The sequence below is a fragment of the Sphingomonas sp. IC081 genome (assembly GCF_006874585.1).
Taxonomy (GTDB): Bacteria; Pseudomonadota; Alphaproteobacteria; order Sphingomonadales; family Sphingomonadaceae; genus Novosphingobium.
This window is the reverse complement of the sequence record NZ_CP029761.1, coordinates 3458010-3484201: the sequence shown is the minus strand read 5'-3', so window position 1 is coordinate 3484201 and position 26192 is coordinate 3458010. Positions and strand designations below refer to the sequence as shown.

34 protein-coding genes are annotated in these 26192 nt (G+C 65.9%); 15 read left to right on the top strand and 19 right to left on the bottom strand.

Annotation, left to right across the window (positions count from 1 at the left end):
- Nucleotides 1–77 precede the first annotated feature (77 nt).
- Genes DM450_RS16460 through DM450_RS16450 form a run of 3 tightly spaced genes read left to right on the top strand, consistent with a single transcriptional unit; the run spans nucleotide 78 to nucleotide 3349 of the window.
- Nucleotides 78–773, top strand: coding sequence for a dienelactone hydrolase family protein (locus DM450_RS16460; RefSeq protein WP_142636603.1), 696 nt, complete (start codon nucleotides 78–80; stop codon nucleotides 771–773).
- A gap of 6 nt (nucleotides 774–779) precedes the next feature.
- A complete protein-coding gene (locus DM450_RS16455) occupies nucleotides 780–2366 on the top strand; it encodes an FMN-binding glutamate synthase family protein (protein ID WP_142636601.1) in 1587 nt (528 codons plus the stop codon).
- A gap of 14 nt (nucleotides 2367–2380) precedes the next feature.
- Entirely contained in the window at nucleotides 2381–3349 is a 969-nt protein-coding gene (locus tag DM450_RS16450) for a quinone oxidoreductase family protein (protein ID WP_142636599.1), read from the top strand.
- A 51-nt stretch (nucleotides 3350–3400) separates the two neighbouring features.
- Here the strand turns inward: DM450_RS16450 and DM450_RS16445 are convergent, their stop codons facing one another.
- The 4 genes from DM450_RS16445 to hemE all read right to left on the bottom strand — a co-directional run bounded on the left by DM450_RS16445 (nucleotide 3401) and on the right by hemE (nucleotide 7253).
- Complete coding sequence (locus tag DM450_RS16445; protein ID WP_185928786.1) at nucleotides 3401–4078, bottom strand: TerC family protein; 678 nt, start codon at nucleotides 4076–4078, stop codon at nucleotides 3401–3403.
- Nucleotides 4079–4138: 60 nt separating this feature from the next.
- On the bottom strand, nucleotides 4139–5395 hold the full coding sequence (rho, locus tag DM450_RS16440) for a transcription termination factor Rho (protein ID WP_142636595.1): 1257 nt from the start codon (nucleotides 5393–5395) through the stop codon (nucleotides 4139–4141).
- Between the two features lie 264 nt (nucleotides 5396–5659).
- A complete protein-coding gene (locus DM450_RS16435) occupies nucleotides 5660–6085 on the bottom strand; it encodes a CopD family protein (protein ID WP_370584555.1) in 426 nt (141 codons plus the stop codon).
- A gap of 142 nt (nucleotides 6086–6227) precedes the next feature.
- A complete protein-coding gene (gene hemE, locus DM450_RS16430; RefSeq protein WP_142636591.1) occupies nucleotides 6228–7253 on the bottom strand; it encodes a uroporphyrinogen decarboxylase in 1026 nt (341 codons plus the stop codon).
- A gap of 346 nt (nucleotides 7254–7599) precedes the next feature.
- Between hemE and DM450_RS16425 the strand changes: the two genes are divergently transcribed.
- The 10 genes from DM450_RS16425 (at nucleotide 7600) to DM450_RS16380 (ending at nucleotide 14180) form a co-directional block, all read left to right on the top strand.
- The gene (locus tag DM450_RS16425; protein ID WP_142636589.1) at nucleotides 7600–8445 is read left to right on the top strand and encodes a pyruvate, water dikinase regulatory protein; all 846 of its coding nucleotides are present in this window, start codon (nucleotides 7600–7602) and stop codon (nucleotides 8443–8445) included.
- Nucleotides 8446–8461: 16 nt separating this feature from the next.
- Complete coding sequence (locus DM450_RS16420; protein WP_142636587.1) at nucleotides 8462–9070, top strand: Maf family protein; 609 nt, start codon at nucleotides 8462–8464, stop codon at nucleotides 9068–9070.
- Nucleotides 9067–9957 carry a shikimate dehydrogenase family protein gene (locus DM450_RS16415; RefSeq protein WP_142636585.1) on the top strand — a complete coding sequence of 297 codons (891 nt, stop codon included), beginning with the start codon at nucleotides 9067–9069 and terminating at the stop codon, nucleotides 9955–9957. The genes DM450_RS16420 and DM450_RS16415 overlap by 4 nt, the downstream gene beginning before the upstream one ends.
- On the top strand, nucleotides 9954–10577 hold the full coding sequence (gene coaE / locus DM450_RS16410) for a dephospho-CoA kinase (RefSeq protein WP_260609933.1): 624 nt from the start codon (nucleotides 9954–9956) through the stop codon (nucleotides 10575–10577). Before DM450_RS16415 ends, coaE begins: the two co-directional genes overlap by 4 nt.
- 50 nt (nucleotides 10578–10627) lie before the next feature.
- Nucleotides 10628–11311, top strand: a complete 684-nt coding sequence (dnaQ, locus tag DM450_RS16405; RefSeq protein ID WP_142636583.1) for a DNA polymerase III subunit epsilon — start codon at nucleotides 10628–10630, stop codon at nucleotides 11309–11311.
- Between the two features lie 26 nt (nucleotides 11312–11337).
- Entirely contained in the window at nucleotides 11338–11910 is a 573-nt protein-coding gene (gene hpf / locus DM450_RS16400; RefSeq protein WP_142636581.1) for a ribosome hibernation-promoting factor, HPF/YfiA family, read from the top strand.
- 126 nt (nucleotides 11911–12036) lie between these two features.
- On the top strand, nucleotides 12037–12498 hold the full coding sequence (locus DM450_RS16395) for a PTS sugar transporter subunit IIA (protein WP_142636579.1): 462 nt from the start codon (nucleotides 12037–12039) through the stop codon (nucleotides 12496–12498).
- Complete coding sequence (locus DM450_RS16390) at nucleotides 12488–13006, top strand: PaaI family thioesterase (protein WP_142636577.1); 519 nt, start codon at nucleotides 12488–12490, stop codon at nucleotides 13004–13006. The genes DM450_RS16395 and DM450_RS16390 overlap by 11 nt, the downstream gene beginning before the upstream one ends.
- Before the next feature lie 3 nt (nucleotides 13007–13009).
- A complete protein-coding gene (locus DM450_RS16385; protein WP_142636575.1) occupies nucleotides 13010–13342 on the top strand; it encodes a DUF1491 family protein in 333 nt (110 codons plus the stop codon).
- A 241-nt stretch (nucleotides 13343–13583) separates the two neighbouring features.
- Nucleotides 13584–14180: a cell wall hydrolase gene (locus DM450_RS16380; protein ID WP_370584556.1), complete on the top strand. Its 597-nt coding sequence runs from the start codon at nucleotides 13584–13586 to the stop codon at nucleotides 14178–14180.
- Nucleotides 14181–14411: 231 nt separating this feature from the next.
- Here the strand turns inward: DM450_RS16380 and xth are convergent, their stop codons facing one another.
- From xth to DM450_RS16365, 3 genes are all read right to left on the bottom strand, one after another.
- Nucleotides 14412–15188, bottom strand: coding sequence for an exodeoxyribonuclease III (gene xth / locus DM450_RS16375; protein ID WP_142636571.1), 777 nt, complete (start codon nucleotides 15186–15188; stop codon nucleotides 14412–14414).
- Entirely contained in the window at nucleotides 15185–15514 is a 330-nt protein-coding gene (locus tag DM450_RS16370; protein ID WP_142636569.1) for a HesB/IscA family protein, read from the bottom strand. Before DM450_RS16370 ends, xth begins: the two co-directional genes overlap by 4 nt.
- 98 nt (nucleotides 15515–15612) lie before the next feature.
- The gene (locus tag DM450_RS16365; RefSeq protein WP_142636567.1) at nucleotides 15613–16038 is read right to left on the bottom strand and encodes a CBS domain-containing protein; all 426 of its coding nucleotides are present in this window, start codon (nucleotides 16036–16038) and stop codon (nucleotides 15613–15615) included.
- A 175-nt stretch (nucleotides 16039–16213) separates the two neighbouring features.
- Here DM450_RS16365 and DM450_RS16360 point away from each other — a divergent pair, with 175 nt between their 5' ends.
- Nucleotides 16214–16510: a hypothetical protein gene (locus DM450_RS16360; protein ID WP_142638032.1), complete on the top strand. Its 297-nt coding sequence runs from the start codon at nucleotides 16214–16216 to the stop codon at nucleotides 16508–16510.
- Between the two features lie 15 nt (nucleotides 16511–16525).
- Here the strand turns inward: DM450_RS16360 and DM450_RS16355 are convergent, their stop codons facing one another.
- From DM450_RS16355 to DM450_RS16335, 5 genes are all read right to left on the bottom strand, one after another.
- Nucleotides 16526–16915 carry a (2Fe-2S) ferredoxin domain-containing protein gene (locus DM450_RS16355; RefSeq protein ID WP_409529344.1) on the bottom strand — a complete coding sequence of 130 codons (390 nt, stop codon included), beginning with the start codon at nucleotides 16913–16915 and terminating at the stop codon, nucleotides 16526–16528.
- Nucleotides 16897–17328 carry an acyl-CoA thioesterase gene (locus tag DM450_RS16350; RefSeq protein ID WP_142636565.1) on the bottom strand — a complete coding sequence of 144 codons (432 nt, stop codon included), beginning with the start codon at nucleotides 17326–17328 and terminating at the stop codon, nucleotides 16897–16899. The genes DM450_RS16355 and DM450_RS16350 overlap by 19 nt, the downstream gene beginning before the upstream one ends.
- Before the next feature lie 68 nt (nucleotides 17329–17396).
- Nucleotides 17397–17864 (bottom strand): DUF2497 domain-containing protein, encoded by a 468-nt coding sequence (locus tag DM450_RS16345; RefSeq protein WP_142636563.1) that lies wholly within the window; start codon nucleotides 17862–17864, stop codon nucleotides 17397–17399.
- 95 nt (nucleotides 17865–17959) lie between these two features.
- A complete protein-coding gene (locus DM450_RS16340; protein WP_142636561.1) occupies nucleotides 17960–19414 on the bottom strand; it encodes a TolC family outer membrane protein in 1455 nt (484 codons plus the stop codon).
- A gap of 2 nt (nucleotides 19415–19416) precedes the next feature.
- On the bottom strand, nucleotides 19417–20010 hold the full coding sequence (locus tag DM450_RS16335) for a protein-L-isoaspartate O-methyltransferase family protein (protein ID WP_142636559.1): 594 nt from the start codon (nucleotides 20008–20010) through the stop codon (nucleotides 19417–19419).
- Nucleotides 20011–20355: 345 nt separating this feature from the next.
- On the opposite strand from DM450_RS16335, the gene DM450_RS16330 reads away from it, so the two are divergent.
- Complete coding sequence (locus DM450_RS16330; protein ID WP_142636557.1) at nucleotides 20356–21879, top strand: fumarate hydratase; 1524 nt, start codon at nucleotides 20356–20358, stop codon at nucleotides 21877–21879.
- A 90-nt stretch (nucleotides 21880–21969) separates the two neighbouring features.
- Here DM450_RS16330 and DM450_RS16325 read toward each other — a convergent pair whose 3' ends face one another.
- The 7 genes from DM450_RS16325 to sufC are packed head-to-tail and all read right to left on the bottom strand — an operon-like array spanning nucleotide 21970 to nucleotide 26192.
- Nucleotides 21970–22338: an iron-sulfur cluster assembly accessory protein gene (locus DM450_RS16325; protein ID WP_142636555.1), complete on the bottom strand. Its 369-nt coding sequence runs from the start codon at nucleotides 22336–22338 to the stop codon at nucleotides 21970–21972.
- Nucleotides 22335–22844, bottom strand: coding sequence for a GNAT family N-acetyltransferase (locus tag DM450_RS16320; RefSeq protein WP_207079608.1), 510 nt, complete (start codon nucleotides 22842–22844; stop codon nucleotides 22335–22337). The genes DM450_RS16325 and DM450_RS16320 overlap by 4 nt, the downstream gene beginning before the upstream one ends.
- Nucleotides 22844–23314: an SUF system Fe-S cluster assembly protein gene (locus DM450_RS16315; RefSeq protein WP_142636553.1), complete on the bottom strand. Its 471-nt coding sequence runs from the start codon at nucleotides 23312–23314 to the stop codon at nucleotides 22844–22846. Before DM450_RS16315 ends, DM450_RS16320 begins: the two co-directional genes overlap by 1 nt.
- Complete coding sequence (locus DM450_RS16310; RefSeq protein WP_142636551.1) at nucleotides 23311–24510, bottom strand: aminotransferase class V-fold PLP-dependent enzyme; 1200 nt, start codon at nucleotides 24508–24510, stop codon at nucleotides 23311–23313. Before DM450_RS16310 ends, DM450_RS16315 begins: the two co-directional genes overlap by 4 nt.
- A complete protein-coding gene (locus DM450_RS16305; protein WP_142636549.1) occupies nucleotides 24507–25256 on the bottom strand; it encodes a SufD family Fe-S cluster assembly protein in 750 nt (249 codons plus the stop codon). Before DM450_RS16305 ends, DM450_RS16310 begins: the two co-directional genes overlap by 4 nt.
- Complete coding sequence (locus tag DM450_RS16300; protein ID WP_142636546.1) at nucleotides 25249–25452, bottom strand: hypothetical protein; 204 nt, start codon at nucleotides 25450–25452, stop codon at nucleotides 25249–25251. The genes DM450_RS16305 and DM450_RS16300 overlap by 8 nt, the downstream gene beginning before the upstream one ends.
- A complete protein-coding gene (gene sufC / locus DM450_RS16295; protein WP_142638026.1) occupies nucleotides 25449–26192 on the bottom strand; it encodes a Fe-S cluster assembly ATPase SufC in 744 nt (247 codons plus the stop codon). Before sufC ends, DM450_RS16300 begins: the two co-directional genes overlap by 4 nt.

Below are 26192 nucleotides of genomic sequence, written 5' to 3'. Positions count from 1 at the left end.
GCGCTGGCAAAGTCCATCGCCCGGGCCTACCTCCGACAAACGGTTCCAAAGACCCGAAGGTTCTCAGGAGACTCCCCATGACCAACACCGAAATCCCCACGCTCGACGGCGAGGGCCTGATTCCCGCTTACGTCGCCCGCCCCGAAGGCACCCCGCGGGGCGCAATCATTGTCCAGCAGGAGATCTTCGGCGTCGATGCCGGTATTCGCCAGAAGGCCGATGGCTGGGCCGCCAAGGGTTATCTCGCGGTCGCGCCCGACAGCTTCTGGCGCCAGAAGCCCGGCGTCGAACTCAGCCCTTATGACGAAGGCGAGTTCAAGCAGGCGATCGACTACATGATGGGCCATGACTTCGATCTCGGCATTCGCGATCTCGAAGCGGTGATTCACTGGATCCGCCGGGAACAGGATGTCGCCAAGGTCGGCCTCGTCGGCTTCTGCATGGGCGGCCGCATCGCCTACATGGTCGCCGCGCGTACCGACATCGATGCCTCGGTCGGGTACTACGGCGTGATGATCGACCAGATGCTCAACGAGAAGCACGCGATCGCCCGTCCGCTGATGCTGCACATTCCCACCGCCGATCACTTCGTCGATGCCGCCGCGCAGAAGGCAATCCACGACGGGCTGGACGATCATGCCCGCGTCACCCTCTGGGACTACGAAGGGCTCGACCACGGCTTTGCCGCCGAGATCGGCGCCCGCCGCGACGAAGCCGGCGCCGCGCTTGCCGATGGCCGAACCGAGGCGTTCTTCGCGGAGCACATCGGCTAAACGACGATGACCCTTGCCCCGCGCTACGCCGTCCCGCTCGCGGTCGTGTCTCTCACGGCCGCCTGCTGGTTCCTTCCATGGTGGCGCGGGGCCTTGTGGCTCATGGTGCCGATCCTGCTGCTGACCCTCTGGGACTTCGTGCAGGGACGCCACGCATTACGACGCAACTATCCGCTCATCGCCCGCATGCGATGGCTCTTCGAAGACCTGCGCCCCTACTTGCGCGCCTATATCGTCGAGGGTGACCGCGAAGGCCGCCCCTTCACCGTCGAGGAACGCAGCCTCGTCTATGCCCGCTCGAAGGGCGAGAACGACTCGCACCCGATGGGTACCGAGCTGGACGTCTATTCCGACGAATACGAATGGCTCGGCCATTCGATCGCCCCGAACGAGAACGCCGCCAGGGACTGGCGCGTGAAGATCGGCGGCGAGCATTGCAGCAGGCCTTACGAAAGCGCCCTGCTCAACATCTCGGCGATGAGTTTCGGCTCGCTCTCCGCCAATGCGATCGAGGCGCTCAACAAGGGTGCGGCGCTCGGCGGCTTCGCGCATGATACCGGCGAAGGGTCGATCAGCCCCTATCACCGCACCTACGGAGGCGATCTGATCTGGGAACTGGGCAGCGGCTATTTCGGCTGCCGCCACAAGGACGGCACCTTCGATCCCGACCTCTTTGCCCGGCAGGCGCAGAGCGATCAGGTGAAGATGGTCGAGATCAAACTCAGCCAGGGTGCCAAGCCCGGCCATGGCGGTGTCCTGCCCGGCCCCAAGGTCACGCAGGAAATCGCCGAGACACGCAAGGTGGAAGCGGGCAAGGACTGCCTCTCCCCCGCCGCGCATTCGGCCTTCTCGACACCGATCGAACTGCTCGAATGGATCGTGCAGCTGCGCACCCTGTCGGGCGGCAAGCCCGCCGGCATGAAACTCTGTGTCGGCCAGCCGCACGAGATCATGGCGCTCGTAAAGGCGATGATCGAAACCGGAATCACCCCGGACTTCATCGTGGTCGACGGCGCCGAGGGCGGCACCGGCGCGGCGCCGCAGGAACTGACCGACAATGTCGGCATGCCGCTGCGCGAAGGGTTGATGCTGGTGCGCAATGCTCTGGTCGGCGCCAACCTGAAGGACCGGGTGCGGATCGGTGCATCGGGCAAGATTCATTCCGGCGCCGGCATGGCCCGTGCCTTCGCGCTGGGCGCCGACTGGTGCAATGCCGCGCGCGGGTTCATGTTCGCGCTGGGCTGCGTGCAATCGATGAAGTGCCATACCGGCGCCTGCCCGACCGGGGTCGCCACCCAGTCGTTCTGGCGCCAGCGCGGCCTGGTGGTCGAGGACAAGGCCGAACGCGTGGCCCGTTTCCAGAAGGAGACGCTCAAAGCCCTGCGCGAGATCGTTGTCTCGATGGGTTACGACAGCCCCTGGGACCTCAACCAGCACGACATGTACCAGCGCATAGACAGTGCCAAGGCCGGTCCGCTCGACGAGGTCTATCCCTTTCTCAAGCCCGGCGAGCTGCTCGCCGATCCCGACTCCACGCCTTACGCACGCGCGTGGAAGGTGGCGCGGGCGGATACCTTCCGCCGCGTGTTCTGAAGGACCCAAATCGGATGACTACCGGATACCGCATGATCGCCCGCCGGCATGGCGGCCCCGACGTGATCGAACGCGAAGACTTCACCGTGCCCTCGCCCGGCATCGGCGAGATCGTCATCGAGACCGAAGCCGTCGGCCTCAACTTCATCGACACCTATTACCGCAAGGGGCTCTATCCCGATCCCCTGCCGATCAGCCTCGGCTCCGAAAGTGTCGGGCGGATCATCGCGCTGGGCGAGGGTGTTTCCGGATTCGCCATCGGGGAGCGTGTCGGCACCACCAGCGCCGGGGGCGCCTATGCCACGCACCGGCTGCTTCAGGCGGACAAGGCCATGCGCATCCCGGAAGGAATCGCGCCCGAGATTGCCGCTGCCGTCATGCTCAAGGGCCTGACGGCCTGTTATCTTGCCGAAGATACCTTCCCCGCCGCTGCCGGCCATGTCGCGCTGGTCCATTCGGCCGCGGGCGGCGTCGGCTCGCTGCTGGTGCCCTGGCTGCTTGACAAGGGCGTGACCGTGATTGCCCATAGCGGTTCGCCGCAAAAGGCCGCAGGGGTACCCGGCGAGCATTCGCTGTCCTGCGATTTCAATGATTTGCCTGAGAAGATCCGCGAAATCACGTCCGGTGCGATGTGCCATGTCGTCTACGACGGTGTCGGCGCGTCTTCGTGGAACGCCTCGATCGCCTCGCTGCGCCGGCGCGGGCTCATGGTGACCTATGGCAATGCCTCCGGCCCGGTACCGCCGCTGCCCCCGCTCGACCTGATGCGCGCCGGTTCGCTCTATCTCACCCGCCCGACGCTCGCCGATTATGTCGCCACGCCCGAGGAACTGGCGGGTAGCGCGAAAAAACTGTTCGACCGGATCGCCAATGGCGTCCTTTCGCCCAGGATCGGGCAGACCTTCCGGCTCGAGCATGCCGCCGAGGCCCACCGGGCCCTGGAATCCCGGGCGACGACAGGGTCCACGGTCCTGGTTCCCTGAACACCAAAAAGGGCCCGGGAGTCTGGCTCCCGGGCCCTTTTCTGTTTCTCGTCACATCAGGGTGATGATGCCCAGCTGCGGATCGATCCAGCCTTCGTAGATCATCTTCACCGCCACGTAGAGGATCACCACCAGGCCGATCCAGGCAATCCAGCGATAACGCTCGATGTACCGGGCGATGAAATTCGCCGCGACGCCCATCAGCGCCACCGCCACGATCAGGCCGACGATCAGGATTCCCGGATGATCGCGCGCCGCCCCTGCCACGCCCAGCACGTTGTCGATCGACATCGAGATGTCGGCCACGGCAACGGAAATCGCCGCTCCGGCAAAACTCTTGGCCGGATTGACGCCGGAATGCTCGTCCCCCTCGATCTCGGGGGAACCCGGCGAATGCTCACCGCCCCGGATCTCGCGGAACATCTTCCACGCCACCCACAAGAGCAGCAGCCCGCCCGCAAAGACCAGGCCGACGATGCCCAGCAGCCAGGTCACCACCAGCGCGAAGCCGATGCGCATGACCAGCGCCGCGATCACGCCGATGGCGATGACCTTCTTGCGCTGCTCTGCCGGCAGTCCCGCGGCCAGGGCGCCGACGACAATGGCATTGTCGCCCGCCAGCACCACGTCGATCATCAGCACCTGCAGGAACGCCGACATGGCTGCCGGCGTCCCCAGGTTCGAGAAATCGGTGACGATATGGTGCCAGATCTCCGCCGGACCGCCCATCGCGGCGGTCGCGGCGGTCGCGGCAAGAGTATCGAGAATGCTCACGCCCCCGATCCCCGCTTACTGGTTCATCGTCGAGAAGAAGTCCTCGTTGGTCTTGGAGTCCTTCATCTTGTCGAGCAGGAACTCCATCGCATCGACCGTGCCCATCTGCATGAGGATACGGCGCAGGACCCACATCTTGGTGAGCTGGTCCTTGGGAACCAGCAGTTCTTCCTTGCGCGTGCCCGACTTGCCGACGTCGAGTGCCGGGAAGATGCGCTTGTCCGCCACCTTGCGGTCGAGGACGATTTCCGAGTTGCCGGTGCCCTTGAACTCTTCGAAGATGACTTCGTCCATGCGGCTGCCGGTGTCGATCAGCGCGGTGGCGATGATCGAGAGCGAACCGCCTTCCTCGATGTTGCGCGCGGCGCCGAAGAAGCGCTTGGGGCGCTGCAGGGCGTTGGCGTCGACACCGCCGGTCAGCACCTTGCCCGAGCTGGGCACCACGGTGTTGTAGGCGCGGCCGAGACGGGTGATCGAGTCCAGCAGGATCACGACGTCACGCTTGTGTTCCACCAGGCGCTTGGCCTTCTCGATCACCATTTCGGCGACCTGGACGTGGCGCTGGGCAGGTTCGTCGAAGGTCGAGGAGATCACCTCGCCCTTCACGCTGCGCTGCATGTCGGTGACTTCTTCCGGGCGCTCGTCGACGAGCAGCACCAGCAGGAAGACTTCCGGATGGTTGTCGGTGATGGCCTTGGCGATGTTCTGCAGCAGCACGGTCTTGCCGGTGCGCGGCGGCGCCACGATCAGGGCGCGCTGGCCCTTGCCCTGCGGGCTGATGAGATCGATCACGCGGGCCGACTTGTCCTTGACCGTCGGGTCCGAGGTGTCGAGCTTCAGGCGCTGGTCGGGATAGAGCGGCGTCAGGTTGTCGAAGTTGACGCGGTGGCGCACCACGTCGGGACTGTCGAAGTTGACGCTGATGAGCTTGGTGATCGCGAAATAGCGCTCGCCGTCCTTGGGGGCGCGGATTTCGCCTTCGACGGTGTCACCCGTGCGCAGGCCCCATTTGCGGACCTGGTTGGGCGAGACGTAGATGTCGTCGGGACCGGCAAGGTAGTTCGCCTCGGGGCTGCGCAGGAAGCCGAAGCCGTCCGGCAGCACTTCGATCGTGCCCTGCCCGATGATTTCCTCACCGTCCTCGGCCACTTCCTTGAGAATGGCGAACATCAGGTCCTGGCGGCGCAGCGTCGACGCGCCTTCCACGCCCAGTTCCTCTGCCATTTCGACCAGTTCGGCCGACGATTTTTTCTTGAGTTCCTTGAGATGCATTTTTTCTGGTTTCCGAATGGAAATTGTATGGAGGTCGGCCGGCGGATCGGATGGGCTTGGGGAAAGCGGATCCGGGCAGGAGAATGGGCTCGCCGCCCTGTGCCGGGACAACGATCAGATAGGGATTACGCGGCTTTTGGTCAACGCGCGATCCACAGGGCGGACGGCGTCTGCGCCCAGTGGATCCTGCATGCGATGCTTCGGCTCTGGAGGGCCGGGGGGGGGGCGTGCAGTCCTGGGCGGTCCCGGACGCGCGCCTGCGGGTCAGAAGGGTTTGACGACCGCGAGAATGACGATGACCACGGCGGCGAGGCCGGGAATCTCGTTGAGCAGGCGCAGCTGCTTGCCGGTCAGCACGCGTTCGCCCTTGGCCAGCTTCTTCGCATAGCCGACCAGCCAGCCGTGGTAGCCGGAAAGACCCAGCACGAACAGCAACTTGGCATGCAGCCAGCCCTGGCTCCAGGCGCCGATCGAGAAGGCCGTGGCCAGGCCGAAAACCCAGACCATGATCATGGAGGGGGTCAGGATGATCTTGCGCAGCTTCGCCTCGCGGTCGATCCAGCGCGCCGCTTCCGCCGAACCCGGCTCGGCTTCCTGGTGATAGACAAAATAGCGCGGCAGCATGAACAGCCCGGCCATCCAGAAGATCACGAAGATGACATGTCCGGCTTTCAGCCAGAGATAGAGCATGGAGAGCGTTTCCTGCATCGGCGCGCGGGGTCTCGTTGGAGCGGCAGTGGGACGGCGATCGCGCCCCTCCTGCACCCTCGCCCCGCGCGGTTCAAGGTGATTCCAGTGGGTTGAAGCCCTCCCGTGCGCGGAAGGGCCTTGTTCAGCGTGACCAGCCGCGCACGATGCGCAGCAGCGCCTCGACGTTCTCGATCGGCGTGAACTGGCCGATTCCGTGCCCGAGGTTGAACACGTGCGGGCGGTCGGCAAAGGCATCGAGCACGCGGCGCGCACCGGATTCCAACGCCTCGCCGCCCGAAAGCAGCAGCAGCGGATCGAGATTGCCCTGCACCGGCAGGCCCTGCGGCAATTCGCGCGCGGCCCAGACAGGGTCGATCGTTTCGTCGATTCCGACCGCGTCCACCCCGGTCTCGCGGGCATAGGCGGGCAATTTTTCGCCGGCCCCCTTGGGGAAGCCGATGATCGGAGTCTCGGGATGGCGCGCCTTGATCGCGGCGGTGATGGCGGCATTGGGCGCGATCACCCATTGCTCGAACTGGGCGGGCGAGAGCGAGCCTGCCCAGGAATCGAACAACTGCACGGCCTCAGCCCCGGCCTCGATCTGGCCACTGAGATATTCGACAGTCACCCCCACGATAGCCTGAATCACCTCTCCGAAGGCCTGAGGGTCGCGATAGGCCATGGCGCGGGTCTCATGCTGGTCCCGGCTCCCCTCGCCCGCGCACATGTACGTAGCGACCGTCCAGGGGCTTCCTGCAAAGCCGAGCATCGTCTTGTCGTCATCGAGGGCGGCGCGAACCTTGCGCACCGTCTCGTAGATCGGCGTGAGCCGTTCGGGCACCGCGGAGAGATTGCCAAGGGCGCTGTCGACCAGACGCGGAGAGAGCTTTGGGCCTTCGCCGGCAAGGAACTCGAGGTCCTGTCCCATGGCGTATGGCACGATCAGGATGTCGGAAAACAGGATCGCACCGTCGAATCCGAAGCGGCGGATCGGCTGGAGGGTAATCTCGGCGGCCGCGTCGGTATCATAGACCAGCGCGAGGAATCCGCCCTTGTCGGCGCGCAGGGCGCGATATTCGGGGAGGTAGCGACCCGCCTGGCGCATGAGCCAGATCGGGCGCTTGCCCGGGTTCGTTTTGCGCAGGGTGTCGAGAAGAAGGCCAGGCATCGAGATTCAGGTCCAGTCCAAAAAAATAAGATTCTTAAAAGGATGATAGAGTCTGTTGGTCCTGTGGATATCGGGGACGGCTGAACCCTGCCCGATTTATCCCGGGCTGAACAGGTTCAAGAGTCATCCGCGACTCTCCGTAGAGTCTGAGTCAAAGATTCTTTATCCCGGTTTCCCACAGGCTGTGGGCCGGTTTTGAATCTTGTTTAAGACTCACCCCATTGAATCGGTTCAACGGGGAGGAAAACCGCCTCCCGAGTTGTCACCGTATCCATCCCGTGGTTTATGCCGGGACATATCCACAGAGCCCCTGTGGGCCCCCTGAAAACCGCGAAAAAGGCCGAAAATGGCGCGTTTCCACCTCCACCTTCTCTCGGATTCCACCGGCGAAACGCTGGAAATGATCGCCAAGGCCGCGCTCGCCCAGTTCGACGATTCCGACGTCCTGCGGCACTTCTGGCCGATGGTGCGCTCGCAGCAGCACCTCGACAGGATCATGGGCGAGATCGCCGCCAATCCCGGCCTCGTGTTTTTCACGCTGGTCAACGAGGAAACCCGTGGGCGGCTGGAGGAACGCTGCCAGCAGCTCGGCCTGCCTGCGATCGCGGTGCTCGACGGGGTGACCGACGCGCTCGAGGCCCTGCTCGGGCAGGAAGCCAAGGGCCGCCCGGGGCGCCAGCACCGGCTCGACGATGCCTACTTCGCGCGGGTCGACGCGATCCAGTTCACCATTGCCCATGACGACGGCATCGCCTGGGAAGACTGGGAAGAGGCCGACATCGTGCTGGCCGGGGTATCGCGCACCAGCAAGACGCCGACCTCGATCTACCTCGCCAATCGCGGCTACAAGGTCGCGAATATCCCCATTGTCGTGGAAAGCCCGCCGCCGCCGCTGCTCTATGGCCTCAAGCGGCCGCTGGTCGTCGGCCTCACCACCGCGCCCGAGCGCCTGATCCAGATCCGCCGCAACCGCCTGCTCTCGCTCAGCCAGTCGCCCGACACCGATTACGTGAAGACCGATAGGGTCGAGGACGAGTTGAAGTATGCCCGGCGCATGTTCGCGGACAATTCCTGGCCGGTGATCGACGTGACTCGCCGCTCGATCGAGGAAACCGCGGCGGCAATCATCAATATCTACAACGAACGGAAGGCCGAGGACGCACAGGCGCGCGACATCGGCGGTCCGGTCTGATTTCCAGGAACCAGCGATGATCGTACTCGCCTCCCAGAGCGCCTCGCGCCGTGCCATGCTCGAAGCGGCCGGCATCGCCTTCCGTACCCAGCCTGCCCATGTGGATGAGCGGTGGATAGAATCGGGATTGGCGGGGGCCAGCCCGGCCGAAGTGGCGCTGGAACTGGCCAGGGCCAAGGCCCTGGCGGTATCCACTGCCCTTGCGGGGCAGTTGTCCACAGCTGCTCCCGGCGACCTCGTGCTCGGCAGCGATTCCCTGGTCGAATGCGGCGGCCGCCGGTTCGACAAACCCGCCAGCCGCGAGGCGGCGGCCGAGCATCTGCGGTTCTTCTCGGGCAAGACGCTGAATCTCCACAGCGCCGCGGCGCTGGCCCGCGGCGGCGAGATCGTCTGGGCGGAAGACGCCGTGGCGTCACTCCACGTCGTGACCCTGTCGGATCGTTTCATCGAGCATTACCTCGATGCCGAATGGCCCGAAGTGGCGGGCTGCGTCGGCGTGTTTCGCATCGAGGCGCGCGGCGTGCAGCTGTTCGAGAAGATCGAAGGCGATTATTTCACCATCCTCGGCATGCCGCTGCTGAAAGTGCAGGCGGCGCTGCGCCGTCTCGGAGAGATCGAACAATGACCGTAAGCGGGAACGCGCCGGAGTCCGGCACCCCTTATGCCGAAGTGATCGGCGATCCCATCGCCCAGTCGAAGTCGCCGGTGATCCACGGATTCTGGCTGGAGAAGCTGGGCATCGCGGCCCGCTACGAACGGTGCCTGGTCACCGCCGAAGGGCTGGCCGACTATCTCGCCGCCCGCCGCGCCGATCCGGACTGGCGCGGCTGCAACGTGACGATGCCGCACAAGCTGGCGATCGTGCCGCTGCTCGACCGGCTCGATCCGCTGGCGGCCCGGATCGGCGCGGTCAATACCGTGGTGCGCGAGGCGGACGGTACGCTGACCGGTTACAACACCGATGCGCCGGGCTTCCTCGAACCGCTGGAATCGCGCCTTGCCGAAACGCACCTGTTCCGCATGGCGCGGGTGCTGGGCACCGGCGGCGCCTCGCGGGCGATCGTCGCGGCGCTCGCCGAGCGCGGTTTTGTGGTGGTGCTGGCCGGGCGCGACCCGGACAAGGCCCGCGCGATGCTGGACGAACTCACCGCCCAGCAGGACCATCACGCGATTCACCTCGGCCACTTCGCCGCGCCGACCGACTTTGCCTTCGACGACCGCGCGCAGTGCCTTGACCTCGTGGTCAATGCCAGCCCGCTGGGCATGACCGGGCAGGAAGCCCTGCCCTTCGACTTCACCCATGCGCCGCCGGGCAGCGTGGTCTACGACATCGTCACCAGCCCGCGCGACACGGCGTTCCTGCAGGCGGCCCGCGCGGCGGGCTTTGCCACGGTCGACGGCCTGGCGATGCTGATCGGCCAGGCCGGTGTCGCCTTCACCCACTTCTTCGGCCACGAGCCGCCGCGCGATGCGGCCAGCGACGAGGAATTGCGGCGCCGGCTGGAAGCGTGACCACCACCAGGGCCAGCGCCGCGCAAAGGCGTCCGAAGATTCTGGGCCTCACCGGCTCGATCGGCATGGGCAAGTCGACCGTGGCGGCGATGATGCGCGAACTGGGGGTTCCGGTCTTTGATGCCGATGCGGCGGTGCATGAACTGCAAGGTCCGCAAGGGGCCCTTCTCGGCGCGATCGAGGCGGCCTTTCCGGGCACCACCGGCCCGCAGGGAGTCGACCGCGCCCGGCTGGGCGCGGCGGTGTTCGGCAACCGCGAGGCGATGGCGCGACTCGAGTCGATCGTCCACCCCGCGGTCGCGGTCAAACGGCAGATTTTCCTAAGGGAAAATGCCGATGCGCCCCTAGTGGTTTTCGATATTCCCCTGCTCTACGAAAAAGGCGGCCACAAAGGGCTCGATGCCGTGGCCGTGGTCTCCGCCCCGGCCGATGTGCAGCGTGCCCGCGTGCTGGCAAGGCCCGGCATGACCGAGGAGAAATTCGAACAAATTCTGGCGCTTCAGGTGCCGGATGCGGAAAAACGCAGGCGTGCCGACCATGTCATCGACACCGGCCTGTCGCATGCAGGAACACGGGAAGAGGTGGAGCGCATCCTGCGCGCGTTGGGCCAAGCGGAATAATCGTTCCCGGGGCCTTGCGAAGCCGCCCCGGCAGGCAGATATGAGAACAGATGCGAGAGATCATCTTCGATACCGAAACCACGGGATTCGACCCCAAGAACGGGGACCGACTGGTCGAAATCGGCTGCATCGAGATGGTCAACCGGGTGCTGACCGGGCGCAGCTACCACGCCTATTTCAACCCCGAACGGTCGATGCCGGCCGAGGCCGAGGCGGTGCACGGACTGTCCGACGCCTTCCTCGCCGACAAGCCGCTGTTCGCGCAAGGCGCGCAGGACTTCCTCGACTTCATCGAGGACAGCCCGATGATCGCGCACAATGCCGCGTTCGACTTCAACTTCATCGATCACGAACTGGACCGGATCGGGCTGCCCAAGGTCGATCGTTCGCGCATGGTCGATACGGTCGCGCTCGCCAAGGTGCGCCATCCCGGCGCCAAGCTTTCGCTCGATGCGCTTTGCACGCGTTACGGAATTGATCGAAGTCATCGTACCAAACACGGCGCGCTTCTAGACGCGGAACTGCTGGCGCAGGTCTATGTCGAGCTGCGCGGCGGTCGCCAGATCGGTCTCGAACTGGGGGCCGAAACCACTGAAATCGTGGCGGAAGCCAAAGTCCTTGTGCGCAAGGACCGGCCCTTCCGCCAGCCGCGTCCCCACGCGGCTACCGAAGCGGAACTTTCTCTTCACGAGGCGTTTCTCAAGTCGGTCGATACCCCGCTCTGGGGTGAATGATATCATAGCAGAAGGAGTATTCGCTCATGGACATCCGCGTCTCTGGTCACCAGGTTGAAACTGGCGAGGCCCTGCAGATCCACACCAGCGAACGACTGACGACGATCATCGACAAGTACTTCAGCCGCGCGCTGTCGTCGCATGTCACGTTCGGTCGTGCGCCCGCCGGGGCTTTCCGCTGCGATATCATCATGCACGTGATGCAGAATCTCGTGCTGAAGGGCACTGGCCTTGCCCAGGACGCCCATGTCGCGCTCGACCAGGCATCGGAGAAGATCGACAAGCAGCTGCGCCGCTACAAGCGCCGCATCAAGGACCGCCACGAGCAGACTGCCTTTGCCGTCGCCGCCGAGGAAGCCGCCTATACGATCTTTGAAGACACGCTTGTCGAAGACGATCACGAGGCCGAGGTCGAGGACGCCCCCGTGGTCATTGCCGAGACCCGCGTCGACGTTCCCGAGGCCACGGTTTCGGACGCGGTGATGATGCTGGACCTGCGTAATACCACGGCATTGCTGTTCAAAAACGCTGGCACTGGCCGTCATAATATGGTTTACCGCCGCGGCGACGGTTCGATTGGCTGGGTCGAGCCGCACTGACGCGACCACAGCGTCTCCCGGCGCCTGCACTTCTGATCGGAGGAGAGGAAGCAGCCCCCGGTACCCCCGGGGGTTGTGGACGTTTAACCATTAGCAACCGATCTTAAATCAGAATCAGAACCGAAAATGAGCAGTCTTTTCACTCTGTTGCCCGATGCCGTGACCACGGCCAGCGCAGACACCAAAGCGTCCATCCTGAGCCGCCTTGCCGAAGTATTCCACACCGTCTACGGGCTCGACCGCGAGATGGTGCTGACCCGCATTCTCGAACGCGAGGCGCTCGGCAGCACCGGATTCGGTCGTCGAATTGCCATTCCCCATGCCCGCATGAACGGTATCACCCGTCCCGTCGCGGTGTTTATCCGGCTCGATTCTCCCGTGGAATTCGAAGCGGCCGACGGCATGCCGATCGACATCGTGTTCGGTCTGCTCTCGCCCGAAGCGGCGGGCGCTGCCCATCTCCATGCCCTTGCCGCGATCTCGCGCATGATGCGCGATGAACGGATGCACGAGGCGCTGATCGATGCGCCCGGCACCGAGGCGATCTACAGCCTCATCAGCAATGTCATCGACCGCGATGCCGCCTGAGGACTCCGAGGTCGGTTCCACAGTGTCTGGGATCGACCCCGAAGTCAGCGGAGCCGACGCCAGCGGCGCGGCCCTGCACTGGCGGGCGCTCGAAGGCCTTTATGCCTCGGCACCGATCAACGGGCTGTTCACGTCGCGGCTGGAGGTTCCCGGCGAGGGGCTGGCGCGGATCCGGTTCGATGTCGATCCTTCGTGCTTCCACGCGGCGGGCGCCGCGCATGGCACGATCTATTTCAAGATGCTCGACGATGCCGCCTTCTATGCGGCCAATACGCTGGTCACCGACCGTTTCCTGTTGACCACCTCGTTCAATCTCTTGCTGAGCAAGCCCATCAAGGGCGGCTCGATCGTCGCCGAAGGGCGCTGGGTGAGTGGCCGCCGCCGGGTGCTGGTCGCCGAATCCCGGCTGATCGATGAAGCCGGGGACGAAGTGGGGCGCGGCACCGGCACGTTCATGCGTTCGCGCATCGCGCTTTCGGGCCTGCCCGGCTACGCCGGGGTCGCCTGATCCATGGATGCCCGCCTGCCCGCGCACCTCGAGGTCGGTGCCCTGATCCGTACCGCCGAAAGTGCCGGCGGGTTTGGCATGGTTATGCAAAAGGGTGAACGCGACGCCGGGACGATCATGCTCGTGCTGCTCGAAAACGGTCGCGATGCAAGGGCTTACGAACGCATGCCGCAGCTCGATGGCAGCCGCGCCTGGACGTGTTCGAAACGGCAGGAAACGCCCGATTCGCGGGACTTTTCGGACTATGTCGAAAAGCGCGGGGCGCAGGACCCGGACCTCTGGATCGTCGAACTGGATGTCGCAAGACCCGAACGACTCATCGGCATCGGCGGCTAATTCAGGTTGACTTGCACGGCCCGCAAGTTAAGTGGCCCTCCAGACGCGAATGCGGCTTGGGCAACAATTCGGTCCGCCTGGCTAGCACGCAGACGGGGAATCGTCGGCAGGATTTGCGAACGATAACGCTCCAAAGAGCCTTTCGTTCCCGCCTGCGTCGGACTGGTTCACCGCCTTTGAACAAGATTTGATGCGAAGCAAAGTGCAGTGGGCAAGCGTGGTCGCGCTTGCTGCAACGGTTATGACCGCCCTCTTCAGCGCACAGGGTTCGGGCGCTGCCGCAAACCAGCCGGTTCTGGTTGCGGCTAAATCGGAAACCCAGACGGCATTCGTTTCGACGCCGGTCGTCCAGTCCCTCCCCACCGACGGGGCAGCCGTGACGGACAGCCAGGCCGAAGATGCCAGCCAAAGCGATCCGCAGGACGCCGAATCCCTTGCCGAACTGGTTGCCATGCAGCCCAGCGGCGGTTCGGTCGATCGCCAGACGCGCTGCCTTGCCGGCGCCATCTATTTCGAAGCCCGCGGCGAAACGCTGGAAGGCCAGCTTGCCGTGGGCCGCGTGGTCATCAACCGCGCCGAATCCGGTCGTTTCCCCGCCAGCTACTGCGGCGTGGTCTATCAGCCGGGCCAGTTCTCGTTCGTGCAGGGCAAGCACATGCCCAGCATCCGCGAGTCTTCGGCCGACTGGCGCGAAGCGCTGGCCATCGCCCGTATCGCGGTGGAAGAAAGCTGGAAGAGCGAGGCGGACGACGCCCTGTTCTTCCACGCCAAGCGCGTCTCGCCCAAGTGGCGCCTGACCAAGATCGCTCAGGTCGACGATCACATCTTCTATCGCTGAGGATAGCGGATCGCGGGCTTATACCCGCCTCCGTTCCGAACATGAGAGAACGGGCCCGGAAGCACATCGCTTCCGGGCCCGTTCTCGTTTGCTGGCTTGAACAATGCCCGTGAGGGCATTTTGCGTGCGGTACCCGGCCCTCGCCCCCACCCTACAGGGTACTCTCTTGGGTGGTCGGGTGGGGGAGAGGGCCGGTGCCGCAAGATCCGCCCATGGCGGATTGTCAAACAATCAGTCCCGGAGCTGCACCCAGACCGGGGTATGGTCGCTGGCCTTCTCGCGGCCGCGATAGGCCTTGTCGATGCCGCAGGCGTGCAGCCGGTCGGCCAGTTCGGGCGAGAGCAGCGCATGGTCGATGCGGAAGCCGTGGTCGCGCTGCCAGGCGCCGGCCTGGTAGTCCCAGAAGGTCCACATGCCGCCGCGCGGGTTGTGCGTGGCCACGGCGTCGGTCCAGCCGTCGCCGAGCAGGCGGAAATAGGCGTCGCGCGATTCCGGCTGCATCAGCGCGTCGGCGGCCATCGCGGACGGCGACCAGATGTCCTGATCGGTCGGGATCACGTTGTAGTCGCCGGTGATGATCGCGGGCACTTCCTCGGCCCGGATCGCGGCCATGCGGCGGCGCAGGCGCTCCATCCAGCGCAGCTTGTAGTCGAACTTGGGGCCGGGCACCGGGTTGCCGTTGGGCAGGTAGATGCACACGACCCGCAGGCCGAACACGTCCGCTTCGAGATAGCGCGAATGGTCGTCCTCGGGCTCACCCTCCAGCCCGCGCTGGATCTCGACCGGCTTTTCGCCATCGGCAAGGATGGCGACGCCGTTGAAGCCCTTCTGGCCATGCCAGATGCCCTGATAGCCGATCTTCTCGAACTCGGCGATCGGGAAGCCCTCGTCCTGGCTCTTGATCTCCTGCAGGCAGGCGACCGAGGGGCGGGTCTCTTCCAGCCATTCGAGCAGGCGGGGCAGGCGTGCCTTGACCCCGTTGATGTTGAACGTGGCGATCTTTTTCATACGGAGAAGCTGGACCCGCAGCCGCAGCCGGCGGCGGCCTGGGGATTCTCGACCCGGAACGCGGCGCCGCCAAGCGATTCCACGTAATCGACCACGCAGCCACTGACGAGGTCGAGGCTGACGGAATCGACAACGAGGCGCACGCCATCGGTCTCGGCCACCGCATCGTCGGCTTCGGGCGCTTCGGCGAGGCCGAACTTGTACTGGAAGCCCGAGCAGCCGCCGCCTTCCACCGAGAGGCGAAGGATCGCGGGCTTGCCCTGCTTTTCGGCGATCGCGGCGACGCGCGCCGCTGCCGAGGGGCTGAGTGTTACGGTCTGGTCCATGCCCGCGATGTAAGCCTCGCGGCGCGTTCCGGCAAGGTTTGGGGGCGGTACCGGCCCCCTCCCCCCAAAATCCGCCGAAGGCGGATTTTCAGACGGACTCAGGCCATCTGGATATAGTCGCGCATCGCGGCGGCTTCGGATTCCACCTTGTCGATGCGGTATTTCACCAGGTCGCCGATCGAGACGAAGCCGACCATGCGCCCGTCCTGGACCACCGGCAGGTGGCGGATGCGGCGCCGGGTCATCAGCGCCAGCGCGCTCAGCACCGGGGTGGAAGGTTCGACCGTCACCGGCGGCGAGGTCATCACTTCGGCAACGGGTTTTTGCAGCATGTCCGGGCCGCTGTCATGCAGGCGGTAGAGCACGTCGCGTTCGGAAAAGATGCCGACGAGCGTTTCGCCGTCCATGATCGGCAGGGCACCGATGCGTCGCTGCGCCAGAATCCCGGCGGCCTCGCTGACGACGGTATCGATCTGGCAGGTCTGGACGGGCCCCCGGCCCTCGATAATGCGCGCAATCGTCATTGTTCGCGTCTCTCCTCTCCTCACGCCCCCGTTGTACGGTTCGCGGACTCGAGATTATCACAGCCGCAGGCGCGCCGCCACTTCGTCCGTTTGCCTAGGCTGCGCTTAGGACCCGCGCCGGGATGGCCTGCGGGATTCGCTTGCTAGCGGCCCTGGGACGCGCCACATGGGCCGCATGTTCCCGCGCTCGCCTCTCGAGGATCCCGAAAAGGCCGCCCATGCCTGGGCGCGCTATCGCCGGATCATGGCCTACATGATGATCGTCACCGTGGGGCTGGTGCTGGCCTCGGTGATCCTGCTTTACCGTTCGAACGGAACGGTTTCGGTCCACTTCTACATCGCCACCGCGGTCGGCGTGGGGTTCTCGATGCTGCTGGCCTCGGCGCTGATGGGGCTGGCCTTCCTGTCGAGCGGGACCGGGCACGACGAATCGATCGTCGACCCTTTCGAGGACGAGCAAGAGGACCAGTAACACGGGGGGCAAGCGTCAGGCCGGAGCGGTGCGGAGACGGAATTCCTCGACCGGTTCGCCGCCGATCAGGTGCTGCTGGATGATCCGTTCCAGCACCTCTTCGGTGCAGGAGTGATACCAGACGCCGTCGGGCCAGACGACCGCCACCGGCCCTGCAAAGCAGATGCGCAGGCAGTCTGCCTTGCTGCGCGCGATTCCCCCGTTGCCGTCGAGGCCAAGCTGCTTCAGCCGCTTCTTGAGGTATTTCCAGGCCGCCGCGCCCTTTTCCGGCGAGCAGCATTCGCCTTTCTGCGGTTCGGCGCAAAGGAAGATGTGGCGCCGAATCTGGTCGCCGCCGGCCTTGGCGAGGGCTTCCTGCGCCTTGGCGATCTCGTGCTGCGAGGCCGTCACGGGCGCAGCGACCACCCGGCGGCGCGGGCGCGATAGGCCTCCGGCAGCGGCGCCGGGCCTTGCGGGCCGACCATGACGATCACCGTGCGGGCAAAGACCACCGGCTTGCCGCCCTGGGTGACGATCTGGACGACCTGCTGGCTGCTTTGCCCCAGCTTCTCGATGGCGCCGTGAATGGTCAGCGTTTCCGGATAGTGGGTCTCGCCGAGGTATTCGATGGCGATGCTGGCGACCATCGTCGCCAGTCCCGCGAAGTCGTCCTGACCGCTGGCGGCGCGGTAGAAGCGCACGCGCCCGTCCTCGAGCATGCCGGCCATGGCGACGTTGTTGATGTGGTGATTGAGATCGAGATCGCTGAAGCGCGGCTCGATCGCGCACGAAAACGGGTAACGCGCGGTGTCGAGCAGCGCTGGATCGGGTCTTGCCATGGGACCGAGTTAGGAAGCCGGGGCGCCGAGGTCCAGTCCCCAGTCCCCAGTCCCCATTCTCCAGCCTGTCAGAGCTTCTTGCCGACGATGCGGGCGATTTCGGCGGCGACGAGGCGTTCGACCATCGGCGGCAGGTTCTTGTCGAGCCATTCGGCCAGCGCCGGGCGCAGCAGTTCGCGGGTCAGCCCTTCGAGCGAGGTTTCGCCCGAGCGGACGATCTGCGGCGGCACCCCGGGCTCCGACAGCATGGCGAGGGCTGCCAGCGATTCGCGCATCGACACGCGGGCATCGTCGTCGAGCAGCGCCGGCTCCTCGGCGAGCATGTCATCGGCGGGATCGAGTTCGGCGGCCTCGGGCAGTTCGAAGACATCGTCCTCGTAAGTGGCGGCGCCGGTGGCGGCATGCGTGTGCGGGCGCGCGGGTTCGCCGGCGCGGCGCTGGCGTTCGCTACGGGCCATCGCCCGGTTGTCGCGCGCGATCACCTGCTTGATCGACTGGAGGATCTCCTCGACCGAGGGTTCACCATTCTGCCGCATTGCCCAGGCCCCACCTTGCGCCCCGTTTCGCGCCGCCGGGACCATCCCTGCGGCGCGCACCCCATGCTTGTCCGCGAATCACGGTTAAGAGAGAGTTACTCCCCGCGAATTTCGCCGTCCTGCACCGGCGTGTCAACGGTGCGGGTGGACTTGGCCACCGGCGCCGGGTCGCTCTGCCAGTCGAGGAACTTGCCCTTCACGCGGTCGTAGTTGACCGCCGGGTCGTAGAGCGTGCCGCCGTCGAGGTTGAGGTCGCGGGCCTCGGCCCGGCCCATCGCGGCGAGCAGGCTGAATCCGGCGACATAGGCGTTGCGCTGGGCGGTGACGAGCTGGACCTGCGAATTGAGCAGTTCCTGCTCGGCGTTGAGAATGTCGAGGATCGTGCGGTTGCCCACCGAGTTCTCCGCGCGCACGCCCTCGAGGCTGAGCGCGGCGGCATCGACGGCGGTCTGGGTCGAGACGATCAGGTCCTTCGACGCGATCCACGCGGTATAGGCGGAGCGCACCTGGGCGATCACGTCGCGCTCGGTGGCGATTTCCTGTTCCAGCGTGGCCGAGGCGGTGGCCTGGGCCTGGCGGCGCTGGGCGGCGGGAAGGCCGCCCTGGAAGATCGGGATCGAGATCCGGGCACCGGCGGTGGCCGAACGGTCGGTCTGCGGGGTCGCGGCATGGTTGATGCCGCCCAGCGTGCCGAGATAGTTGTTGTAGGTGCCCGAGGTGTAGAGCGAGACGGTCGGCAGGCGGCCGGCACCGGCAACGTCGATGTCCTTTTCCGCCGCCTTGCTGCGCTCGCGCGAGGCGAGGATGTCGGGATTGGCATCGAGCGCGCTCTGCACCGCCTCTTCGGCACTGGCCGGCAGGTTGGGCAGCGGCGGCGGGGTGTCGAGCGTCTCGGGCGCCTTGCCGATCAGGCGGATATAGGTCTCGCGCGCGGCGGCGAGGTTGGCCTCGGCGGTGCGCAAGTCGCTGCGCGCGGTCGCGAGGCGGGACTGCGACTGGGCGACGTCGGTGCGGGTCAGTTCGCCGATCTCGAAACGGTCGCTGGTGGCCTGCAGGTTGACCTGCAGCACGTTCACGTTCTTGCGGTTGAGGCCGACGATCGCCTCGGTCCGCATCACGTCCATGTAGGCGGCGACCACCGAGGAGAACAGCGCGCTTTCCGATCCTCTGAGGTCCGCCTGCCCGGCGGCGACGCGGATCCTGGCGGCCGCGACGCGGCTGCGCACGGCGCCGCCCGAATAGATCGGCACGCCAAGATCGGCAGCCCCGGTAAACACGCGGTCAGGCGCGGTATAGGCGTTGCTGCTCTGCTGGACAAATTCGGTGTAGGTCCCGGTCGCGCTCAGCGAGGGGCGTCCCGCGGCCTTGGCGATGGGAACACCCTCGTCGGTCGCGCGCTGCTGGGCGCGGGCGGCTTCGAGGGTGGGGTTGGTCTGATAGGCCAGGACAAGCGCGTCGCGGAGGGTATCGGCCAGCGCCGGTGCGCTGGCCGTTGCCAGTATCAGACATCCCCCCGTGAGTAGCCCGGCACGCAGCGCGAACCGGGCCATGCTCAGAAGTTCCAGCGTTTGGGAGCGGCAAGCTCCGGCAGTACCGGAATTCCCATTTCGGCCAGCGGCAGCAGCGCCAGCGTGCCGCCGGTCTTGGTGCCGGTGGCAAGGCGCGGAACCTTGCGCACGACAAGGCCGGTGACCACGCGGCCACCTTCGGCGAGCGAGGCGGTCAGCGCTTCGGGCAGTTCCTCGGCGGCGCCGTCGACCACCAGCAGGGTGTGGCCGGTGCTGGTCACGTCCTTGGCGGCAGCCGGGGCGACCACGTCGAGCGTGCCGACCAGCGGGCGCAGCAGGGCGGCGAGGTAACCCTCGGCCTCACCCACCAGCAGGACCTTGTCGTCCCGGGTCGGGGCGGCTTCGGCCAGCAGGCGGCCGTAGAACAGCGGGGCGGCGAGCTGGCGGCCGTTTTCGAGCGTGATCGCGCGGTCGATATAGGCGGCATCGCGCATGCCGGCGGGGACAAAGTCCTCACGGGCAACGCCGGCCATGGCTTCGAGCACCCAGTGCTCGTTGACGCCGCTGGTGCGCAGCTGGCTGACGATCATGGCCTGGCGGGCAACCGCGCTGGCGGACCGATCCTCGGTCAAGGTCATTTGGGTCCCATTCCTCATGCTGTTGCGAGCAGGTCCGGGGCGATATGCGCCTCCAGCCCCCGCAAAGACGGACGTGATGGCGGCCTTACTAGGCCAAGCCGCGAATGAGGCCAAGCCATTTGCAAGTCCTTGGTCGATCTATCGCGACGTTTGGACGATGGCACAGGTACTTGCAAAGGGCACTTGCGAATTTTGACGTGAAAGGCGCCGAAAATGCGCTTCCTTGGCATGCGAACGGGCCGTAAGCCCATGCCGCTTAAATTGCGCGCTTGCGCGTATTTTCAAAGAGGCTCAAGGAGCCCGCAAAATCACGTGAACCGACAGGAAACCGGGAGCACTCTTTCCATGACCGAAATGGTGACGATCCGCGAAGACGACCTCATCGAGAGTGTTGCCGACGCCCTCCAGTACATCAGCTACTTCCACCCGATGGACTACATCCGCGCGCTGGGCGACGCCTACGAGGCGGAGCAAGGCCCCGCCGCCAAGGATGCCATCGCCCAGATCCTGACCAACAGCCGCATGTGCGCGGAAGGCCACCGGCCGATCTGCCAGGATACCGGCATCGTCAACGTCTTCATCGAATGGGGCCAGAACTGCCGCCTCGAATCCGAGAAGTCGCTGCAGGAAGTGGTCGATGAAGGCGTGCGCCGCGCCTACAACAACGCCGAGAACAAGCTGCGCGCCTCGGTCTTGGCGGACCCCGCCTTCACCCGCCGCAACACCAAGGACAATACGCCTTCGGTGCTTTCGGTCAGCATGGTCCCGGGCTCCAAGGTCTCGGTGGACGTTGCCGCCAAGGGCGGCGGCTCGGAAAACAAGTCGAAGTTCAAGATGATGAATCCCAGCGATTCCATCGTCGACTGGGTGATCGAGATGCTGCCCCAGATGGGTGCCGGCTGGTGCCCGCCGGGCATGCTGGGCATCGGCATCGGCGGCACCGCCGAGCACTGCGTCAAGCTCGCCAAGCAGAGCCTGATGGAGCCGATCGACATGGCCCAGCTTAAGGCACGCGGCCCCCAGAACGATATCGAGGCGCTGCGCATCGAGATCTTCGACAAGGTCAACGCGCTCGGCATCGGCGCGCAGGGCCTTGGCGGCCTGGCCACCATCCTCGACGTCAAGATCCTGGACTGGCCGTGCCATGCGGCCGGCAAGCCCGTGGCCATGATCCCCAACTGCGCCGCCACCCGCCACGCGCACTTCACGCTCGACGGTTCGGGCCCGAGCTTCCTCGAAACGCCGAACCTCGACGACTGGCCGAAGGTGGAATGGGCCCCCGATGCCGGCGCCAAGCGCGTCGACCTCGACACCCTCACCCCCGAGATCGTCCAGGGCTGGAAGCAGGGCGACCGCCTGCTGCTCAACGGCAAGATGCTGACCGGCCGCGACGCCGCGCACAAGCGCATTGCCGACATGCTCGCCAAGGGCGAGGAACTGCCGGTCGAGTTCAAGGGCCGGGTGATCTACTACGTCGGCCCGGTCGATCCGGTGCGCGAGGAAGTTGTCGGCCCCGCCGGTCCGACCACCGCGACGCGCATGGACAAGTTCATGGACATGATGCTGGGCCAGGGCCTGCTCGCCAGCATCGGCAAGTCGGAACGCGGTCCCGCCGCCACCGAGTCCATCGCCAAGCACAAGTCGGCCTATCTGATGGCCGTGGGCGGTGCCGCCTACCTCGTCGCCCGCGCGATCAAGGAAGCCAAGGTCGTCGGTTTTGCGGACCTCGGCATGGAGGCGATCTACGAATTCACCGTCAAGGACATGCCGGTGACCGTGGCGGTCGATTCCGAGGGCAAGAACGTCCACCAGCTCGCCCCGCTGGTGTGGAAGGAAAAGATCGCCAAGGAGCACCTGCTGCCGGCGTGATCCTTCGCAGGACCTGAAAACGGCAAAGGGGCCGATCCCGCCTTGGGATCGGCCCCTTTTCTGTGCCGAGCCGTTCCGTTTCGGAAAAACTCAGACGGTGAAGCTCTCGCCGCAGCCGCACGAACCCTTGGCGTTGGGGTTGGCGAACACGAATCCGGCGGTGAAGTCGTCTTCCACCCAGTCCATCGTGCTGCCGATCAGATAGAGCACCGAGGCGCCGTCGATGTAGAACAGGCCGCCGGGAGTCTCGATCTTCTCGTCGAAGGCCTTTTCCTCGCTGACGTAGTCGACCGAATAGGCCAGCCCCGAACAGCCCCGGCGCGGGGTGGAGAGGCGCACGCCGATGGTGCCTTCGGGCGCCTCGCCCATCAGCTTGGCGATGCGTGCCTCGGCATTGGGCGTGAGGATGACCGCCGCCGGACGCTGGCGTGCGGGCTTCGTGTCGGTGGTCGTGGTCATAGCTTCTTTTCCCAGAACAGCGCGGTGCCCGCTTGCGGGTCCAGCGCATAGTCGCCGTAGCCGAGCGCGGCGTAGAGGCCCTTGGCGGCGCTATTGCCGCTCAGCACTTCGAGCGTGATCTTGCAGGCGCCGCGCGTGCGGGCCTCTGCCTCGACCGCCAGCATCAGCGCCCGGCCCACGCCTTTGCCGCGTGCCTCGGGCAGCACGGCCATGTCGTGGATGTTCACCAGCGGGCGCGCGGCAAACGTCGAGAATCCGGTGATGCAGTTGGCCAATCCGAGCGCCTCGTCACCGGCAAAGGCCAGCAGCGAGAAGGCGCCGGGGTGCGCGGCAAGGCCGCTCACCAGCCGCGCGCGCACATCGTCCGACAGCGGCTTGCCCCCACCCATCGGATCGCGCGCATAGCTGTCGAGCAGCGCGACCACGCGCGCGGCATCGGCCGCGTCGGCATAGTCGGCCAGGCGTACAGCGATCTTGGCGGTCATGGCAGGGGCAAGCGTCGCCATCAGAGCATGCCCAGTTCGAGCTTCGCCTCGTCGGACATCTTGGCCATGTCCCATGGCGGATCCCAGACGAGATGGACTTCGGCATCGCGCACGCCGGGCACGGCCGAGACACGCATCTCGACTTCGCCGGGCATCGATTCGGCCACCGGGCAATGCGGCGTGGTCAGCGTCATCGTCACCGCGACCGAAGCCTCGGGCGAGACTTCGACGCCGTAGATCAGGCCGAGGTCGTAGATGTTCACCGGAATCTCGGGGTCGAAGATTTCCTTCAGCGCGTCGATCACGCCGTCGTAGATCGATCCGCCGGGCTGGCCGGGGTCGATCCCCTGCGGCTTTTCGGCCAGGAATCCGTCCAGATAGTCGCGCTTGCGCTCGGCCGGGGGGACAGGCACGTCCTCGACCCGCGCGCGGGGCGCGGGGGCAACCGAATCGACTTCCTCGACGGTGAATGTGGGCTTCTCGTCACTCATCCAAAAATTCTCCGGGTGCGCTCGATACCCTTCATGAGCGCCTCGATGTCGCTGTCGTCGCTGTAGATGCCGAAGCTGGCGCGGGCCGTGGCGGGAACGCCAAGGTGGTCCATCAGCGGCTGTGCACAGTGGTGGCCGGCACGGATCGCAACGCCCTCTTCATCCAATATGGTGCCGAGGTCGTGCGGATGCACCCCGTCCATGGCGAAAGAGACGATGCCGACCGAATCCGCCGGGCCGAACAGGGTAATGTCGTTGCGCTTGCCCAGTTCGGCGCGCAGGTGCGCGGCCAGATCGCGTTCGTGGCGCTCGGCGCGGTCGAGGCCCTGCGCGGTCAGCCAGTCGATGGCGGCGGCAAGGCCAAGCGCCTCGACGATCATCGGCGTGCCCGCCTCGAAGCGCTGCGGCGCCGGGGCGTAGGTGGTCTTCCCGAAGGTGACGCGGTCGATCATCGACCCGCCGCCCTGCCAGGGCGGCATCGCATCGAGCAGGTCCTTCCTGGCCCAGAGCGCGCCGATCCCGGTGGGTCCGTAGAGCTTGTGCGCGGAAAAGACGTAGAAATCGCATTGCATCGCCGCCACGTCGAGGGCGATGCGCGGCGCCGCCTGGCAGCCGTCGATCAGCAGTTTTGCGCCAACGGCATGGGCCAGCCTGGCCGCATGTTCCACGTGGAGCACTGAGCCGAGCACGTTGGAAACATGCGCAAAGGCCACCAGCTTGTGCGCGGGGGTGAGCATGCGCTCGGCCGCATCGAGGTCGATCCGGCCGTCCTCGGTCAGCGGGCAGACGTCGATCTCGACGCCGGTACGGTCCCGCAAGAGCTGCCAGGGCACGATGTTGGAGTGATGCTCCAGCACCGAAAGCAGGATTCGGTCGCCCGCCTTGAGGTTCTGCACGCCCCAGGTCTGCGCGACGAGGTTGATCGCCTCGGTCGCGCCGCGGGTGAAGACCACCTCGTCCTCATGTCCGCCGAGGAACGCGGCGACCTTGCGGCGCGCCGCCTCGAAGGCCAGCGTCATCTCGGCAGAGCGGGCATAGACGCCGCGATGCACGGTCGCATAGTCGCGGCCCAGCGCATTCAGGGTGGCGTCGATCACCGCCTGCGGCTTCTGCGCGGTGGCGCCGGTGTCGAGGTAGTGCCAGTTGCAGGCAAGCCCGGGGAACTGGTCCTTGAGGACGAGCGTGCCAGTGGTCACAGGCCAGCCCTCACCAACGTCTCCAGACGGGCAATCGCGGCCGCGTTCAGCGCGTCTTCGTCCGGCGCGCCGGTGAAGGCTTCGGCGACGAAGGCCTGCAGCATCAGGCGCTTGGCCTCGGGCGGGGTGAGGCCGCGGCTCATCAGGTAGAACAGGCCATTGGCGTCGAGTTCGCCGACCGCGCAGCCGTGTGCCGCCTTGACGTCATCGGCGTAGATTTCCAGCTCCGGCCGGGCATTGGCGGTCGCCGTGCGGTCCAGCAGCATGGCGCGGACCGACTGTTCGGCATCGGTGCCGTCCGCGCCGCGCTCGACGCCGATGCAGCCGAGGTAGGAGCCGACCGCATGGCCGGCCAGCACCGTGCGCACGATCTGGCTGGAGGTCGCGTCCTTCCCGGCGTGGACCACCTTGGTCACCACTTCCAGCGTCTCGCTGCCGGTCGCGAGCTGCGCCGCGCCCAGCGTGAAGTCGGCGCCTTCGGCCAGCCGCACATCCACCGCCACGCGGCCATAGGCCGGCCCTGCGGCCAGCACGCGAAGGTCGAACTTCGCGCGGGCGCCCAGCGAAATCACCAGATGGCGGGCGACGGCGGCAGCGCCGTCCTCGACGATCTGCAGCGATTGCTCGGCATCCGCCGGCACCACGATCTCTTCGCGCTCGATCGGCCAGAGGCCCGCCAGCGCGGTGAGGTCGGAGTAGCGGAAGTCCTCGTCCTTGCGGGTGGGCAGCGTCAGGGCGTCAGTCATTGGCCGCGCTCCCGGCAAAGGCGACGGCGGCGGCGCGGCCGCTCAGCACATGGGCGTCGATCGAGAAACCCTGCGGATGGCGGGCCGAACGGGCGATGGCCGAGGCGGCTTCCGCCTGCGAGCCATAGACGCCCACCAGTTCGCCCTCTTCCATCGCCGGATCGTTGTCGTGCCAGAGGAGGTAGACCATGGTCATGCGACGACGGCCTCGTAGCCCTCTTCCTCCAGCTGGAGCGCGAGTTCGGGGCCGCCCGACTTGACGATCCGGCCGGCGGCCAGGACGTGCACGAAGTCCGGCTTCACATAGTCCAGCAGGCGCTGGTAGTGGGTGATCAGCAGCACCGCCTTGTCCGCGCTGCGCATGATCGCGTTGATGCCCTCGCCGCAGATGCGCAGCGCGTCGATGTCGAGGCCGGAGTCGGTCTCGTCGAGAATCGCCAGCTTGGGATCGAGGATGCCCATCTGCACCATCTCGGCGCGCTTCTTCTCGCCGCCGGAGAAGCCGACGTTCACCGGGCGCTTCAGCATGTCCATGTCCATGCGCACCAGGCCCGCCTTTTCGCGGGCGAGCTTCAGGAATTCGCCGCCCGAAAGCGGTTCCTCGCCGCGGCCCTTGCGCTGGGCATTGGCCGCTTCGCGCAGGAACTGGACAAAGGAGACGCCGGGAATCTCGACCGGGTACTGGAAGCCGAGGAACAGGCCGGCGGCGGCGCGCTCATGCGGTTCCAGTTCGAGCAGGTCCTGACCGAGGAAATCCACCGAACCGCCGGTCACGTCATAGCCGGGACGGCCGCCCAGCGTGTAGCCCAGCGTCGACTTGCCGGCGCCGTTCGGCCCCATGATTGCGTGAATCTCGCCCGGATTGATCGTCAGCGAGAGACCCTTGAGGATAGGCTTTTCGGCAACATTGGCCTGAAGGTTATCGATCTTGAGCAT